We start from the raw sequence: 16,304 nt of genomic DNA on the forward strand, positions 1-16,304 counted from the left end.
TCCAACACCGACAACAACCTGACTGAAGCATTCCATGTTCCTCCTTATCCTCGCCTACCTAGGTGGCGCGCTCACCATCCTCAGCCCGTGCATCCTGCCCGTGCTGCCCTTCGTGTTCTCGCGGGCCGACCAGCCCTTTGTGCGCAGCGGCCTGCCGCTGCTGGCCGGCATGGCGCTGACCTTCGCGGCGGTGGCAACGCTGGCGGCGGTTGGCGGCGGCTGGGTAACCCAGGCCAACCAGTACGGACGCTGGCTGGCCATTGCCTTGCTGGCCGTGTTCGGCCTGACGCTGCTGCTGCCGCGCCTGGCCGAGCGGCTGATGCATCCGCTGGTAAGCGCGGGCAGCCGGCTGTCCGCGTTTGCGCAGGCCGATGGCGGGCAGGTCAGGCCCGGCTCGTCGTTCCTGCTCGGCATTGCCACCGGCCTGCTGTGGGCGCCTTGCGCTGGCCCGATCCTCGGCCTTGTGCTGACCGGTGCGGCGCTGCGCGGCGCCAGCGCCGGCACCACGCTGCTGCTGGTCGCCTACGCGGGGGGCGCGGCCACGTCGCTGGCGGTGGCCCTGCTGATTGGCGGCCGGGTCTTTACCGCGATGAAGCGCTCGCTGGGCGCGGGGGAATGGGTCCGGCGCGGCATTGGCGCGGCCATGTTGCTCGGCGTGGTTGCCATCGGGCTGGGGCTGGACACCGGTGTGCTGGCCCGCGTCTCGACCGTGGCCACGGGCGGCATCGAGCAACAGCTGGTCGACAAGCTCTCGGCTAAGCAGGCGGAAGCCGGCAACGGCGCGGCCATGGCCACGTCGTCCGCCGCGATGATGCGCGCAACCAGCCTCAAGACTGGCAAGACCAGCGAAAGCGCCGCCGCGGCACTCCCCGTGGAAGGCCAGCTGCCCGGGCTGGGCGGCGCCGTGGAGTGGCTGAACTCGCCGCCGCTCACGGCCGAGGCGCTGCGCGGCAAGGTAGTGCTGGTCGATTTCTGGACCTATTCGTGCATCAACTGCCTGCGCACCCTGCCCTACGTGAAGGCCTGGGCGCAGAAGTACCGCGACCAGGGGCTGGTGGTGATCGGCGTGCATGCGCCGGAGTTTGCCTTCGAGCGCAACCTCGACAACGTGAAGAAGGCCACGCGCGAGCTCGGCATCGACTATCCCGTGGCGGTCGACAACAACTACGCGATCTGGCGCGCCTTCAACAACCAGTACTGGCCGGCGCACTATTTCATCGATGCGCAGGGGCAGATCCGCTTTCACCACTTCGGCGAAGGCGAATACGCGAAATCCGAGCAGGTGATCCAGCAACTGCTGGCGCAAGCGGGCCATGCCGATGCGGCGAAGGTGGCCATGGGCATCAGCCATGGCTATGCACAAAGCCTGCAAGGCGTACAGATGGCTGCCGACAAGGCGGAAATCCAGTCCGGCGAAACCTACCTTGGCTATGAGCGGGCGCAGAACTTCGCCTCGCCCGGCGGCGAGGCGCAAGACAAGGCGCACACTTATACCGCGCCCGCAAACCCTGCGCTCAACGACTGGGGCCTGGCCGGCACCTGGCAAGTGGGTGCGGAGCAGGCCACGCTGGCGGGCGCCTCCGGGCGGATCGTCTACCGTTTTCACGCGCGCGACCTGCATCTGGTGCTGGGGCCGGGCAAGGACGGCAAGCCGGTGCGGTTCCGGGTGAGCGTGGACGGCGGCGCGCCAGGCGCAGCGCGCGGCACCGATGTGGCCGCGGATGGCAGCGGCACGGTGACCGAGCAGCGGCTATACCAGTTGGTGCGGCAGACGGGCAAGGTGGCCGACCGCACATTCACGATCGAATTCCTGGACCCCGGCGTGGAGGCTTATGCCTTCACCTTCGGATGACGCGCACGCAAGCCACCATATTCCACGCACTGATTACGACACAGCAACGTTCAAGGACAGGCAATCATGACCACGCAAACTTCAACCGGTTTCTCCTGGTGGACGCGCTCGTCCGCCGCAAAAGTCGCTGGCCTCGTCATGCTGGCGGCGGGCCTGCTGGCCTGGCAGCGCGTGGCCAACTCGGCCGAAGACGCCGTCAAGATCCCGCCGCCCGCGCTCGATGAAAAAGCCAGCACGGCGCCAACGGAAACGGCCGTATTCGCCGGCGGCTGCTTCTGGGGCGTGCAAGGCGTGTTCCAGCACGTGCGCGGCGTGAAGCAGGTCACGTCCGGCTATGCCGGCGGCGCGGCCAGCACGGCCCAGTACGAGACCGTCAGCGGCGGCGGCACCGGCCATGCGGAATCGGTGCAGGTCACGTTCGACCCGGCGCAGATCAGCTACGGCCGCCTGCTGCAGATCTTCTTCTCGGTCGCGCACAACCCCACCCAGCTCAACTTCCAGGGCCCGGACCACGGCACGCAGTACCGCTCGGCGGTGTTCCCGCTCAACGCCGAGCAACGCAGCGTGGCGCAGGCCTATATCGCGCAACTGGGCAAGGCCAATGCGTTCAAGGCACCCATCGTCACCCGCATCGAGGACTACAAGGCCTTCTACCCGGCGGAGGGCTATCACCAGAATTTCCTGACCCTCCATCCTTCGCACCCGTACATCGTCATCAACGACATGCCCAAGATCGGCTACCTGAAGCAGATGTTTCCCGACCTGTATCGCAACGACCCGGTCCTGCTGAAGGTGGCGGGCTCGTGATGGCCGCGCGCCGCGACATCACCGCCCTGTACCCGGCCGCGTGTGCCACGCCCACGGTATCCAGCATCTCGCTCAAGGTGCCGATCTGGTTGGGCTTGACCAGGATGGCCCGCTTCGATGAGGAAGACGCGGCGGGCATGGAAGCACTGTGCCGGGTATTTGTGGAGATGGGCTGGACACAGGCCTAGGCATTGGATTGCGCTCAACCCGGTGCAGCCGGTGGTGCGGCCGGTGGGGCTGCTGGTACTAGCCCGTAGCGGGACATGACCGCAACCAGCGCCGCGCGCTCGGGTGGCGCGCCGGCATTGACGACATCGGCGACGTCGCGGAAGTACTGGGCCCCGATGTCCGGCGTGAGAACAACCAGTGCGCGCGCCGCGTCGCCGTGCGGGTTGCTGAACTGATGGACCGATCCGCGCGGGGTATGCATCCATTCTCCCGGCGCCAGGTCTCTGGCCACCCCATCGACAGCGTACCGAAGCCTGCCCGCCAGCACATAGACGCACTCTTCGTTGTGCGTGTGGCTGTGCGCTGGCGGCACCTGCGCGCCAGGTGGCACCGTCAATTCGAATACCCCCATCCCACCCGTCGCGGCACCATCGATCAGGTATTGGATGTGCAGTTGACCCACCTGGATCGAATCGCCCGGAGTCCCGCCATCAAGCGCCATTTTCAGTCTCCCGCCAATTCAAAGGACCGCTCGCCCGTGCCGCTATTGCGATTCTAGGTCAGCGGGGATGCTTGCGACAGGACCATCGCCGAACGGGAAGCGGGAGGCAGCGGCGCAATGGCTTGCCCTGCGCCCGCTCTGGCGCGATGATGCATGCTGCGCATTGCCCCCACCTATCGCAGCTATCTCTCCAAGCCACCCGGCCTTTACCCGTGACCGCCCACGCCCAACCCGCCCGGAACGCCATCGCGTCGTTCTATCTCTACTACGTCGCGCTGTATGCCCCGGTTGCGATCACCATCAGCTTCTTCCCCCTCTGGATCCGTGCCCAGGGCCTGAGCGAGCAGCAGACCGGGATGGTGCTGGCGCTCGGCGCCGCGCTGGCGGTGCTGGTGAATCCGGCCGTGGGCGCAATGGCGGACCAGTACCGCAGCCGCAAGGTGATCCTGCTTGTGCTGGTGGCCGGTTCCGCGCTGAGCGCCGGGCTGCTGTTCAGCGCGCAGGGCTTCATCGGCGTGCTGCTGGTCTTCCTGGCCATCAAGGCCTGTTCGGCAGGCCTCCTACCGCTGAGCGAATCCATGGCGCTGACCGGCATGCCTCGCTATGGCTTTGACTTTGGCCGCTTGCGCAGCGCCGGGTCGATGTCGGTGGTGGCCATGTCGATCGTGCTTGGCTGGCTCGTGGATCGCGCGGGGACCGAGGTGATCGCGATCGTGTTCGTGGTGGCGTACCTGGCGCAGGGCCTGCTGGTGCTGGCGCTGCCCAACGACACGGTGGCGGTGCGCCATGCGGTGAAAGCGCCGTTGCAGCAGGTGCTGCGGCTGCCCGGCTTCTCGCTGTTCCTGGCCAGCGCCGCAATGTCGCAGGCGTGCCACGGCTTCTTCTACAGCTACAGCGCGCTGTACTGGAAAAGCGTGGGTTTCCCGGCATCGACCATTGGCTACCTGTGGGCGCTGGGCGTGATCGCGGAGATCACGGCGTTCACCTTCGGCTCGCGGCTGCTGGCGCGGGTGTCGGCGCCAGCGCTGATCGCGCTGGCCTGCGCCGCGGGCATCCTGCGCTGGTCGATGATCGGCCTGGCCGAGAGCGCCGGGGTGGCCATGCTGGCGCAACTGCTGCAAGGCGCCACGCTAGGCTTCACGCAACTGGGCGCGGCGCAGTACATCCGCACCCGGGTGCCGGCGCAGGTCATCTCCAGCGGCACGGGCCTTTACTCGGCCTGTGCCGGCTTGCTGACGGCGGCCTGCGTGTTCCTGGGCAGCTACCTGTTTGCCAGCGTGGGCGGCCGCGCCTTCTTGCTCACGGCCGCGCTTTGCGGCGCGGGCCTTGCGGCGGCGCTTGCCCTGCAAGCGCATGAGGCACGCCAGGCGCGCGTGCTGGAAGCAGGCTAAGGCAAAAGGTTACCGGCCCTATTTGATGCCGCGCCAGACCTTGGCCAGGATCGTCTGCAGCGTCTGGCAATCCTCGTCGCTCAACTCGCGGGTGAGGTGGGCGCAGGCGCGCCAGAAGGACGGCAGCGCCTGGTCGAGAATTTCGCGGCCCTTGTCGGTCAGCACCAGCTCCAGGCTGCGCCGGTCGTCCTTGCGATGCTCCCGCGCGAGCAGTTCGCGCGTCTCCAGCCAGTCCAGCAGCCCGGTTGCCGAGGAGCGGGTCACGCCGCAGTAGTCGGCGATGACCGACGGCGTCAGCGGGCCAAGGTCCAGCATGCCGCGCTCGTCCAGCGAGAACAGGATCAGCACGTGCAGCTTGTTCTCGGTGATGCCGTGCTCGCGCAGCCCGGCGTTGACCCCGCTCATGACGTCATCGCTGAGCCACAGCAGCATCAGCCCGGCCGCGGCCTTCCTGCGGCTGGTGCCACGTTCCGCGGTGGCGGCCAGCAGCTTCAGGTGCGGCGCGATGGCTTGCTCCGCGCTGGCGGACTCGGCAGGTTCAGTGGGTTCGGACTTGCTGGTCATCGGGTTGGGTGCTGGCTTCGGCCGCCTGCTACGGTTGGCATATAGTGCGGGTATCGTATCAGACCTGCCGTGCAGCACGAGACTCAGCTTTGCGTCGCTGGCGTGGCGCCATCCGCGCCGCGTTGATCGGCAAACAGCCGGTCGCTGCGCTTGCAGCGGCAGCGGCCGATCTGGTGCAGCTCGATCATGTTGCCGGCCGGGTCGTGCATGAATAGTTGCTTCAACTCGGGCGCCGCGACGTTCTCCTGCCGCCAGAAATCCACGCCCAGGCGCAGCAGCTCCGCCTCCGTGGCGACGATATCGCGCACGGCCAGCGCCACGTGATTGCCGACCGGATCGCGGCCGGGAGCTTGCGCATAGGGCGATACGCCGTCGCTGCCCAGCAGGTGGATCTGGCAATCGTTGCCCATGTCGAGGAAATAGCCGGGCACCCCGGGAATGTTCCAGCGGCCCGTGTCGGTGTCGAGGCCCAGTACGTCGCCGTAGAAGGCGCCCATGGCTTCGACCTTGTCGAGAGGCATGCAGACTGCGTGGTGGTGAAGTTCGAGAATTTCTATAGCCATGTCTGGCTCCTTTCTTTTGAATGTGAGGTGGCGTGAAACAGCGCTGCCGGGATGGATGCGATTGATTCGGTGCATCGCCACCCACATATAATACGTTACACGTACTATCCGTCAAGCAAATCATATTGAGGCGCGGCTGGCGGCGGCGCTGGCGGAGTTGCTGGAGGTGAGCCTGCCAGCGCCGGCTTGCGCCAAGCGCGCGGATGCGCCGCTCAGCTTGCCGATCCGGTTGCCTGGATACCCCAGCCGTATGCGCCCGAAGCGTCCCATGCGGCGCTAGTCTTGCCTGTCTCCCCCGCCCGCGCCGGATGGCGCTTGCATCACCATCGGCAAGATCGGCACGATGGCGGCGGCGACGCAAATTGCATTTTTCGCAAATATCATCTTCATTAGTTAGGCAACTCAAAGCCAAAGCCAAAGCACAAGGCAAGCCGGCATGCGGACCGCCGGCATGGCATTGCCGCGACAGAAGCGATTTGCTGCCATCCACCCTGCGTGGATGGCAGATCTGCGGGGGAGGAACATGGCCACCATTGCGCTGACCAGTGCACCGTGCCGGGACGGCAAGCCGTGCAATCCGTGCTGTGGATGCGATTCGCGCGATGGCGCATAGCCGGCAACGCATCGCGCGTCACGCCCTCCGGCAAAACGGCCCATGCCACGCAACTACTCCGAGCTAGAGATCGTCATCGACAGCGATGGCGATGCCAGGTACGCGGTGGAAGCCCGCCATCGGGTGCCGGAGGGCGACGCCATCACGCCGCGCGTGCCGCTGGCGTTGTCGCCGGGTGCGCCGGCGCTGCGCGATGCGGATCCGCAGGTATGCGGGCGCGCACTGGCCGCCTGCCTGTTTGCCGCGCCGGTCGTGCGCGATGCCTTTGTCACTGCGCAGAACGCCGCGGACGAGCGGCGCCTGGACCTGCGCGTGCGCCTGCGCATCAGCGTGCAGGCGTGCGAGCTGCATGCGCTGCCCTGGGAGACCTTGTTCGACCCGGCCGGCGAGCACCCTCTGTTCATCGGGCAACGCTGCTTTTTCTCGCGCTACCTGTTTGCGCGTGAGATGCGCCTGCCCAAGTTGCGCGCCAAGAGCGACGTGACGGCGCTGGTAGTCGTGTCAAACCCGAGCGGCCTGGGCCCGGAGATGGTGCCGATCGATGCCGCGGGCGAAGCCGCGCGTGCCAGCGCCGCGCTGGCCCCGGTCCCCGTGACCGTGCTGGCCGAGCCGGGGTGCGCCACGGTTGAACGCATCCTTGGCGGCTTGCGCGACGGGGTGGACGTGCTCTACCTGGTCTGCCACGGGGCGCTGGTGGACGATGAACCCATGCTATGGCTCGAACACATGGACGGGACCCGCGACCTGGTGGCTGGCAGCGTGCTGGTGAACCGCATCGGCGCGCTGGAACGCCCGCCCAGCCTGGTGGTGCTGTGCTCGTGCCAGAGCGCAGGCACAGGGGCCGCACGCGGCAGCAGCACGCTGATGGCGCTGGGTCCGTTGCTGGCGCAGGCTGGCGTGCCTGCCGTGCTGGCCATGCAGGGCAATGTGAGCGTGGCCACCATGGCCGCCTTCATGCCGGTGTTCTTTGCCGAACTGCGCGACCACGGCGAAGTGGACCGCGCCGCGGGCGTTGCGCGCGCCGCCGTCAGCCAGTATCCGGATTGGTGGATGCCGGCGGTATTTACACGCCTGGACAGTGGCCGGATCTTCTACCCGCCGGGCTTCGGTCCCGACGAAGGCGACGGTGCCGACGCCTGGCGCGCGGTCATCGAGAACATCCAGCACGGCGAGACCACGCCGATCCTCGGGCCAGCCATGAGCGAGACGGTGTTCGGCTCGCGCCTGAAACTGGCGCAGATGTGGGCCGAGGCCTATCACTTCCCAATGGCGGCGCACGAGCGCGACGAGTTGCCGCAGGTGGCGCAGTACCTGGCCGTGTCCCAGCAAGGCGTGTTTCCGCGGCGGCTCTTTTTCAAGTTTGCTTACCAGCACCTGAGCCAGCAGTACCACGACATCCTGCCGGCCGAGCTGTCGGCGCTGCGCAACGAAGACATCATCGCCCAGCTTGGCGAAGTGGTTTGCACCGTGGGGCGCGCGCAGCGCCAGCAGGACCCCGACAACCCCTACCGCGCCATGGCGCGGCTCAAGCTGCCGGTCTACCTGACGACGGACCCGAGCGACCTGCTTGCCGATGCGCTGCGCGAGGGTGGCGCCGATCCCGGCATCCGCTTGTGCCGCTGGAACCGCCAGGCGCAGGCCTGCGACGACGCGCTGGCCGAAGGCTGCAAGCGCGCCAATCCCACCCCGCAGACGCCGATGGTGCTCAAGCTGTTTGGCGACCTGCGCGAGCCCGGCTCGCTGGTGCTGACCGAGGACCAGTACTTCGACTACCTCACCAGCGTATCGACGAACGGCACCGCCATCCCGCTGGCCGTGCGCGCTCGCCTGAACGACAGCGCGCTGCTGTTCGTCGGCTTCGACGTGCAGTCGTGGGAATTCCGCATCCTGTTTCGCAGCATCCTCAACCTGGAGGGCGCGGACCTGCGCCAGGAGTACCAGCACCTCTCGGCGCAGCTGGACCCCAATAGCATCGTCGACCCCGTGAGCGCGCGGCGCTACCTGGAGCGCTACTTCCAGGACAAGGCGCGGCTCAAGCTGTACTGGGGCGACGTGAGCATGTTCACTGCCGAACTGCTGCGGCGCCTGGAGGCCTGAGATGGCTGCCAATCCTGCCCGCGACAGCGCCGCGCGGCGCGCCCACGGTCCGTACATCGGCCCCATGCCGCTGGGCGAGACCGACCCGATCTTCGGGCGGGATGCGGAGATCGAGGAGCTGCGCGACCGCCTGATCGCCGACCGCATCGTGTTGCTGTACTCGCCATCCGGCGCGGGCAAGACCTCGCTGATCGAGGCGGGGCTGCGCAAGCGCCTGGCGAATCGTTTCGACGTGTTGCCGACCGCCCGCGTGAGCGTGCCGTATGAAGGCGCCAACCGCTACGTCACCAGCGTGCTGCACTGCTGGGCCGCACGCGCCGAACTCAAGCCGCGCGCGGACGATACGCTTTTGTCCTGCCTGGCCCGCCTGGAAGACCCCGCCCACGGCGGCCGCGCGCGACGCCTGCTGGTCGTGCTCGACCAGTTCGAGGAGATCTTCACGCTCGACACCACCGACACTGGCGCCAAGCAAGCGTTCTTTGCGCAGCTGGGCGAATTGCTCGGCCGCGGCGGGAGTCCCGTCTGGGCGCTGGTGGCGATGCGTGAGGAGTACTTCTCCTGGCTCGATGCCTATCGCGACCTGGTGCCGACACGGCTCACCAACACCATGCGGATCGACCTGCTCTCGCGCGAGCAGGCGCTCGAAGCGCTGCGCGGCCCCGCGCGGGAAGCTGGCGTGGATTTCCAGGGGGACGCGGCGCGGCAGCTCGTGAAGGATCTGGCCCAGGTCCGCACGCGCGACGCCGCGGGCCAGGTGAGCCTGCGCGAGGGGCGCTATGTCGAACCGGTGCAGTTGCAGGTGGTTGGCCTGAGCCTGTGGCAGGCGTGCTTCGGCCCGGCCGGGCCGCCGGCGGGCACGGGCGCCATCACGCTTGAGCAGGTGCAGCGCCTGGACACCAGCGCTGCGCTCGCCTCCTACTGCAACACGGCCCTGGACGCGGCCACCGGCACGCGCATCCGGCAACGGGTGGTGCGCGACTGGATCGAGAGTCGGCTGATCACCGCCACCAACATGCGCGCGCAGGCGACGCTGGATGCAGGCTCGCGCAGCGCGCCAACCGCGGCCGAGCTGGACATCCTGCAGCAGTACCACCTGGTGCGCGCGCAAAGCCGCCAGGACGCGCAGTGGCTGGAGCTGGCCCACGACCGGCTGATCGAGCCGCTGCGCGCCAGCAACGCGCAATGGCGCACCCAGTACCTGCCGCACTGGAAACAGCTGGCGCGGGCCTGGGCGCTGTCCGGCGAGAATCCCGGCGTCTTCGGCAAGCTCACCTCCACCGCGGAACTCGACGATACCTTGCTCGAGGCCGAAGACCGGCACAGCGAAGCGGAGAACCGGTTCCTGGCGGCCTACCAGCGCCATCGCATGGAGCGGGAGCGCGCGCGGCGCTGGCGCATGCTTGGCTATGCGCTCGGGCTCATCGCGCTGCTGGTGCTGATTGGCGTGGTGATCCTGGCCTGGCAACTGCGCGCCACCAGGCAGGACATCGCACGGCAAAACGCCTTGTTCTCGCTGCTCGGCTCGCGCCCGGCACCGGACGCGGCGCTGCTGGCGTCGGTGGAAGGCACGCGCGGCCAGCGCAACCATGCGCCGCCGGAGGGCTTCGATTTTCGGCGCGCACTGGTCGGCGCCATGAACCGTGCCCGGCATATCGAGGCCTACCTGGCGCGCGCGGACGAGCAAACACTGGAGGTGCAGGGCGACGCCGGCTATCGGGTAAGCGCCCGGCTCGGCGGGAATCGCTGGCTCATGGAGATCACCGGGATTGCTCCCGGTGCCCCAACGGTGCGCCTGGACGAGACCGCGCTCAGGAACCAGCACCCAGAGGGTGTGCGCGTGTTTGCCCTGACGGGCGCCGGCACGCTGGCCACCGGTGGGCAGGACGGCAGCGTGGCGTTATGGAACATTGCCCAGCCCGCGCGCGCCACGGTGCTGCTGTTGCCGGCGGGCGCCAGGCGCGAAGGCGGCTGGGGCCCGGTCTCCGCGCTATCCAGCGACGGGCAGCGCCTGGTCGCGGGCTACGACCGCGGCCGCATCGCAGTGTGGGACCTGGCCAAGGGTGAGGACGCCAGGCGGCATCCGATTGCCAGCGGGCGCGCGCATGCGCTGCGGGTGACCGATGTGGCGCTGTTCGACCAGGGGCGGCAGCTCGCCACCGCGGGGCGGGACGGCAAGGCTAGGTTGTGGCACCTGCCGGCGGACGCGCAGGCGAACCCGGCGGATCCTTTCGTGCTGACAACGCCCGCGCACGAACTGTCGGCGCCCGCGGACAACACCGACTGGTTCGCGGGCTACCACAGCATCGCCGTCAGCCCCGATGGCAGCTTGGCCGTGGCGGGCACGCGCGGCGGGCGCATCAGCGTGTGGCGCACCGCCGACGGCGAACTCTGGCCACAGGCGCTGCTGGGGCACGACGACGCCGTGGTGCGGCTGGTGTTCACCGATGACCGGCAACTGCTCTCCGGCGGCTGGGATGGCCGCGTGATCCGCTGGCGGCTCGACCCGGAACACATGCGGGCAACGCGCACCGAGCTGCTGGACCTGCCGAGCCAGATCACCGGACTGGCCCTGGCCGGCCGCGACCAGCGGCTCTATGCCTCCACCGAGCAGGGCGAATTGCTGCAGATGCGCTTCGATGCGCCACGGCACCCGATGGCCCGCATCGTCTCGCGCCGGCAGGAAGGCGTGCCTGTCCTGCTGCTAGCGCTCACGGGCATCACGCCGCCCCTGGTGGCTGCGACCGAAGATGGCAAACTCGCCTTGCTGCAAGCCGAGCCGGGCAAGCAGGCCATCCGGCGCCCCATCGACATGCTGGCGCCGCCGGTGCGGGCACTCGACTGGGCACGCCGCGCGCAGCGCCTGGTAGCGGCGGACGACAATGGCCAGGTCTGGATGCTGCGGTCCGATGGCACGGGCAATGCGATCCTGCCCGGTGTGATGGCCGACGCCAGCACGCGCCTGACGATCAGCGACGACGCACGCTTGCTGGCAATCCGTTCGGGTGAACCCGCGGAGAACCGGCGGCTTGAGCTGTGGCGGCTGGCGCCGGATCAGGGCGCGGGCGGGCACGCGGCACTATCCGCATCCACGACATCCATGCCACCCACGCCCGAAGCCGCGGCCTGCCGCATCCCGCTGCCCGAGGCCCTGTCCCATGCTGCGTACGCCACCTTCCGGCCGGGCACCGCGGAGCTCGCGGTCACCGACGACGACGGCATCAGCTTGTGGCAGGTTGGCGGGGCCGACGCCGATTGCGCGAAAACAAAGGCCGTCATGGCCCAGCGCTTCGAGGGCCTGCCGCGCGGGCAGATCACCAGCCTGGTCTTTGACGCGCGCGGCGACACGCTGGTGGCCGGCAACTACCTCGGCAAGGTCTATCGCCTGGCATTGCCCAAGCCCTCGGCAACCACGCCGGGCCAGCCGGTGCCGGCCAAGGCCACCATCCTCAAGCAGGATGCCGCAGGCGTGATCACCGCGCTGGCCGCGCCCGATGCGCCATTCGTCGTCGCTGGGGATGACCACGGCAACCTGTTCCTGCTCGATCCCGAGGCCGATCGACCGCTGCCCATTGCGCAAGCGCTCTATCGCGACCCGCGGCAGCCGGTGGCCGCGCTATCCGTGAGCGACGACGGGCGCTGGCTGTTCGCGGCGGGCACCAGGATCGCTGCGATCTGGGACCTGGACATGGCGCAATGGCGCCAAGCGGCCTGCGCCATCGTCGGCGGCGGCTTTACGCCCAGGCAGAAGGCCGAGTTCTTCAAAGGCGATACGCCATCACCTACCGCGTGTGAGGCGCATTGACCGCATCCACTGCATCTATCAACTGAACCTGACACGCCAGGGAGGCACGCCATGCCATTCCAGACCATTGCCGGTACCAGCGCCACCTACGCCCTGCTGGCGCTGGACGCCGCCGGCAACGAACGCAGCGACGACCCGGACGGAATCGCGGGACGGATGTCCGAGCGCTTGCTGGCGCAATGGCAAGCCGCCGCGCCCACCGATGTATTCCTGTGGAGCCACGGCTGGCAGGGCGACCTGCCCGCGGCGCGCATCCAGTACGACCGCTGGATCGGCGCGTTCGCGCGCAGCGCCGGCGACGAGCAGGCCATGCGCGCCCGGCACCCGGATTTCACCATTGCCCATATCGGCGTGCACTGGCCCAGCCAGCCTTGGGGCGACGAAGAACTGGGCGACGGCGCCAGCTTTGCGCCGCTGGCCGGGCCGGGCGCCCAAGCCATGATCGACGCCTATGCGCAGCGCCTGGGCGATACGCCACAGGTACGCGCCGCGCTGGCCGCCATCTTCGAAGCCGCGCGCACCCAGGCGGATGCCGTGACGCTGCCCGACCCGGTGCGCCAGGCCTACCTGCAACTCGACCAGGCCCTCGCGCTGGGCAGCGAGGGCCCGGGTGGCGACGCCGGCGCCGACCGCCTGCCCTTCGATCCCGCGGCGTCCTTCGCCGAAGCCAACCAGCTGGGCGCCGCGTTTGGCGGCCCGGTGCTGGGCGGGCTGCTGGCGCCGCTGCGGCAACTCTCGTTCTGGACCATGAAAAAGCGCGGCCAGACCGTGGGCGAGTGCGGCGTCTTCCCACTGCTCAACAGCATCGGCGACGCGCTGCCGGCGGCGCATATCCACCTGATGGGCCACAGCTTCGGCGCCGTGGTCATGTCCGCCGCGCTGGGCGGCCCTGGCGGCACGGCCGCGCTGCGGCGCCCGGCAGCCTCCTGCGTGCTGGTGCAGGGCGCCATGTCGCTCTGGGCGTACGCGCCGGACATCCCGGTGCGCCCGGGCACGGCGGGCTACTGCCACCACTTGCTGCCGGATGGCAAGGTTAGCGGGCCGCTGGTGGTCACCCGCTCGCGGCACGACAGCGCGGTTAGCACGCTGTATCCCTGGGCGGCCGGCGTGGCGGGCCAGGTGGCGTTCGACGCCACCCAGTCATCCCCCACCGATCCCACCTATCCCACCTATCCCACCTTTGGCGCCATCGGTGCGTTTGGCATCCAGGGCACCGACGCCGCCACGGACGCACCGATGCAACCGTATGACGGCAACTACGCCATGACGGCCGGCAAGGTGCTGAACATCGAAGCCAGTGACTACATCTGCAACGGCAGCGGCATCGCCGGCGCGCACAACGATATCGCCGGGCCGGAAGTCGCCCACCTGATCTGGCAAGCCGCGCTGGCCTGAGCACGAACCCAAAGAGCCCCGACCATGACCGACGACGCCATGCCCATGCCGCTCGGCATCCAGGCCGACACCGGACGCCCGCTCGCCAGCCTCGATGCACAGGCCATCGCCGGGTTCTCCGCGCGCGAGCACACCTTGCGCCGCGCACCGGAACGCGCCGCGGAGAAAGCCCGGCAGGCCGAGACCTATGCGGTGCTCGGCGATGTCGACGGCGCCAAGCTCGACGAGGCCGGCTGGGGCCTGCTGTTTCCCTCCGACGTGGATCCGGCGCCTTACCTGGACGCGCTCGCGCCGCTGATCGCCTGGCGACACCGCGAGGCGGGACAGGTCACGGTATTCCAGGGCGCCGACGGCTGCCTGCCCGGCGAAAGCGCCGCCACCTGGCTGGCGCGGCACGGGGTCTCGCTCAACGTGGTCGACCCGGCGCTGGGCGTGCCCTACTACCTTGTGCTGGTCGGGCCGCCGGACAAGATCCCGTTCGCCTTCCAGTACACACTGGACCTGTACTGGGCGGTGGGACGGCTGGATTTTCCGCAACTTGCGGACTTTCGCAGCTATGCCGACAGCGTGACCGCCTACGAGACCATGGCCAGCGTGGCCGCGCGGCGCAGGATCGCGCTGTTTGCCACCTGCCTTGATTTCGATCGCGCCACCCAGTTGCTCACGCGGCAGCTGGCCACCCCGCTCAGCCAGGGCACTGCGCAAGCCAAGCCTCTGGGTGAGCGCCAGGGCTTTGCCATGCAGGCGCTGCTGGGCGAGGCCGCCACTAAAGCCGCGCTGACAGATGTACTGCGCGGCAAAGGACCGGACGGGCCACCCGCCCTGCTCTTCACCGGCTCCCACGGCATGGGTTTTCGCGCGGACGACGCGCGGCTTGCCGACACCCAGGGCGCGATCGTCTGCCAGGACTGGCCAGGCTATGGCGCGATCAGCCCCGAGCACTGGTTCGCCGCGCAGGATGTCCCCGACGACGCGCAGTGCCACGGCCTTATCCAGTTCTGCTTTGCCTGCTACGGTGCCGGCTGCCCGGACTTCGACAACTTCGGCCACGCCCCCACCCGGCTAGCGCCCGCGCCCTTCACCGCGCGCCTGCCGCAGCGGCTGCTGGCGCATCCGCATGGCGGCGCGCTGGCGGTGCTCGGGCACATCGACAGGGCGTGGGCCTACGGCTTCCAGTCCGAACGCGCCGACGCGCAAACCCAGGGGTTCCGTGACGTGATCGGCAGCCTGCTGCGCGGCGAGCGCATTGGCCAGGCGACAGACCGCTTCAACATCCGCTGGGCCGCGCTGAGCACCGAACTGGCCGACTTGCTGCGGGACCGCAACGCGGGCGCCGACGTCCCCGACGCCGACATCGCGCTGCGCTGGGTGGCACGGGACGATGCGCGCAACTACGTGGTGCTGGGGGACCCGGCGGTGCGGCTGAGGGTGAGGGACATGGCGTAACGGCGGGCGGGCATAACGCCGCGATGCTCGCCGGCGCCTACTCGGGCCGGATGTCCGCCGCCTTGGCGACCTTCCTCCAGCGCTCCACCTCGGACGCGATGAAGGTGGCGAACTCAGCCGGCTTCATCACCGCCGGCTCCGCGCCTTCCTTGAGCAGGAACGCCTTCATGTCCTGCGATTGGACGATCTTGCCGATCTCACCGTTGAGCTTGTCCACCAGGGCTTGCGGCGTGCCGGCGGGCGCCAGTATGCCCCACCACAATTCCACGGCACTGCCTTTGTAGCCGGCCTGCTCCAACGGCACCAGATCCGGCGCCACGGGCGAGCGCCCGGCCGTGGTGACGGCCAGCGCCCGGACCCGCCCGCTCTTGACCTGCGAGAGGATGGACGGCGCGCTGGCCACCATCATCTGGATCTGGCCGCCCACCATGTCGGTCACCGCCGGCGAGATGCCCTTGTACGGGACATGGGTCAGCTTGATATCGGCCGCGTCCGCGAACAGCTCGCTGGCGAACTGGTTGATGCTGCCCGCCCCCGAAGTCCCGTAGTTGAGCTTGCCCGGATTGGCCTTTGCGTTGGCCACCAGATCGGCCACCGACTTGAACGGTGAATTGGCGGACACCGTGACCAGCAAGGGCCCTTTGGCGAGCATGCCCACGGGCTTGAAGCTCTTCACCGCGTCATAAGGCAGGTTGGTGCGGATGGCCGCCCCTGTCGTGAAGGTCGACGTCACCATCAGCAAGGCGTAGCCGTCCGCCGGCGCTCTCGCGACATAGGTACCTGCAATGACCCCGCCACCCGCTGGCTTGTTCTCGACCAGCACAGGTTGCCCCAATGCGTCCTGCAGATGCTTGCCGATGGCACGCGCGAAGAGATCGACGGAGCCGCCCGGCGCACTGCCGACGACAAGGCTGATCGGCTTGGCAGGGTAAGGCGCGGCTTGCGCAATAGCCAGAGCGGGAAGGCAAAGGGTTGCGAACGCCGCCAGTACGAACCTGCTGCGGTTGGCCGTGCGCGTAGTGCGGGTAGTGCGGGTAGTAAATGACATCCATGTCTCCTCGGTTGATGCCTGTTGGTATGGCCGCGGGAACCTGAACGCCACGT

12 protein-coding genes are annotated in these 16,304 nt (G+C 68.6%); 7 read left to right on the forward strand and 5 right to left on the reverse strand.

The annotated features are described in order from the left end of the window. The first annotated feature begins 34 nt into the window (after positions 1-34). Positions 35-1,852: a cytochrome c biogenesis protein DipZ gene (locus tag A9975_RS11980; RefSeq protein WP_183032866.1), complete on the forward strand. Its 1,818-nt coding sequence runs from the start codon at positions 35-37 to the stop codon at positions 1,850-1,852. Between the two features lie 66 nt (positions 1,853-1,918). Further along, positions 1,919-2,659 (forward strand): peptide-methionine (S)-S-oxide reductase MsrA, encoded by a 741-nt coding sequence (msrA, locus tag A9975_RS11985; protein WP_183032867.1) that lies wholly within the window; start codon positions 1,919-1,921, stop codon positions 2,657-2,659. Here the strand turns inward: msrA and A9975_RS11990 are convergent. After that, positions 2,568-2,762 (reverse strand): hypothetical protein, encoded by a 195-nt coding sequence (locus A9975_RS11990; protein ID WP_255503182.1) that lies wholly within the window; start codon positions 2,760-2,762, stop codon positions 2,568-2,570. The genes msrA and A9975_RS11990 overlap by 92 nt on opposite strands. 99 nt (positions 2,763-2,861) lie before the next feature. Beyond that, positions 2,862-3,329, reverse strand: coding sequence for a cupin domain-containing protein (locus A9975_RS12000; protein WP_183032868.1), 468 nt, complete (start codon positions 3,327-3,329; stop codon positions 2,862-2,864). Positions 3,330-3,541: 212 nt separating this feature from the next. Between A9975_RS12000 and A9975_RS12005 the strand changes: the two genes are divergently transcribed. Further along, positions 3,542-4,720: an MFS transporter gene (locus A9975_RS12005; protein ID WP_183032869.1), complete on the forward strand. Its 1,179-nt coding sequence runs from the start codon at positions 3,542-3,544 to the stop codon at positions 4,718-4,720. An 18-nt stretch (positions 4,721-4,738) separates the two neighbouring features. On the opposite strand, the gene A9975_RS12010 is transcribed toward A9975_RS12005, so the two are convergent. Together A9975_RS12010 and A9975_RS12015 are read right to left on the reverse strand one after the other, a co-directional pair. Continuing rightward, on the reverse strand, positions 4,739-5,284 hold the full coding sequence (locus A9975_RS12010; RefSeq protein WP_183032870.1) for a MarR family winged helix-turn-helix transcriptional regulator: 546 nt from the start codon (positions 5,282-5,284) through the stop codon (positions 4,739-4,741). An 83-nt stretch (positions 5,285-5,367) separates the two neighbouring features. Next, positions 5,368-5,847: a VOC family protein gene (locus A9975_RS12015; RefSeq protein ID WP_183032871.1), complete on the reverse strand. Its 480-nt coding sequence runs from the start codon at positions 5,845-5,847 to the stop codon at positions 5,368-5,370. 655 nt (positions 5,848-6,502) lie between these two features. On the opposite strand from A9975_RS12015, the gene A9975_RS12020 reads away from it, so the two are divergent. The 4 genes from A9975_RS12020 to A9975_RS12035 are packed head-to-tail and all read left to right on the forward strand — an operon-like array spanning position 6,503 to position 15,200. Further along, the gene (locus tag A9975_RS12020) at positions 6,503-8,557 is read left to right on the forward strand and encodes a CHAT domain-containing protein (protein WP_183032872.1); all 2,055 of its coding nucleotides are present in this window, start codon (positions 6,503-6,505) and stop codon (positions 8,555-8,557) included. Position 8,558: 1 nt separating this feature from the next. Continuing rightward, positions 8,559-12,359, forward strand: a complete 3,801-nt coding sequence (locus tag A9975_RS12025) for a hypothetical protein (protein WP_183032873.1) — start codon at positions 8,559-8,561, stop codon at positions 12,357-12,359. A 51-nt stretch (positions 12,360-12,410) separates the two neighbouring features. Next, entirely contained in the window at positions 12,411-13,754 is a 1,344-nt protein-coding gene (locus A9975_RS12030; protein ID WP_183032874.1) for a hypothetical protein, read from the forward strand. 24 nt (positions 13,755-13,778) lie between these two features. Beyond that, a complete protein-coding gene (locus tag A9975_RS12035; protein ID WP_183032875.1) occupies positions 13,779-15,200 on the forward strand; it encodes a C25 family cysteine peptidase in 1,422 nt (473 codons plus the stop codon). A gap of 37 nt (positions 15,201-15,237) precedes the next feature. Here the strand turns inward: A9975_RS12035 and A9975_RS12040 are convergent, their stop codons facing one another. After that, positions 15,238-16,248: a tripartite tricarboxylate transporter substrate binding protein gene (locus A9975_RS12040; protein ID WP_183032876.1), complete on the reverse strand. Its 1,011-nt coding sequence runs from the start codon at positions 16,246-16,248 to the stop codon at positions 15,238-15,240. Positions 16,249-16,304 lie beyond the last annotated feature (56 nt).

This window comes from Cupriavidus sp. UME77 (assembly GCF_014170355.1).
Classification (GTDB): Bacteria; Pseudomonadota; Gammaproteobacteria; order Burkholderiales; family Burkholderiaceae; genus Cupriavidus; species Cupriavidus basilensis.

Bases quoted from the DNA above. Each gene is read 5' to 3' on its own strand.
- A9975_RS11980 (WP_183032866.1), top strand. From the start codon at position 35: ATGTTCCTCCTTATCCTCGCCTACCTAGGTGGCGCGCTCACCATCCTC.
- msrA (WP_183032867.1), top strand. From the start codon at position 1,919: ATGACCACGCAAACTTCAACCGGTTTCTCCTGGTGGACGCGCTCGTCC.
- A9975_RS12000 (WP_183032868.1), bottom strand. From the start codon at position 3,329: ATGGCGCTTGATGGCGGGACTCCGGGCGATTCGATCCAGGTGGGTCAA.
- A9975_RS12010 (WP_183032870.1), bottom strand. From the start codon at position 5,284: ATGACCAGCAAGTCCGAACCCACTGAACCTGCCGAGTCCGCCAGCGCG.
- A9975_RS12015 (WP_183032871.1), bottom strand. From the start codon at position 5,847: ATGGCTATAGAAATTCTCGAACTTCACCACCACGCAGTCTGCATGCCT.
- A9975_RS12020 (WP_183032872.1), top strand. From the start codon at position 6,503: ATGCCACGCAACTACTCCGAGCTAGAGATCGTCATCGACAGCGATGGC.
- A9975_RS12025 (WP_183032873.1), top strand. From the start codon at position 8,559: ATGGCTGCCAATCCTGCCCGCGACAGCGCCGCGCGGCGCGCCCACGGT.
- A9975_RS12030 (WP_183032874.1), top strand. From the start codon at position 12,411: ATGCCATTCCAGACCATTGCCGGTACCAGCGCCACCTACGCCCTGCTG.
- A9975_RS12035 (WP_183032875.1), top strand. From the start codon at position 13,779: ATGACCGACGACGCCATGCCCATGCCGCTCGGCATCCAGGCCGACACC.
- A9975_RS12040 (WP_183032876.1), bottom strand. From the start codon at position 16,248: ATGTCATTTACTACCCGCACTACCCGCACTACGCGCACGGCCAACCGC.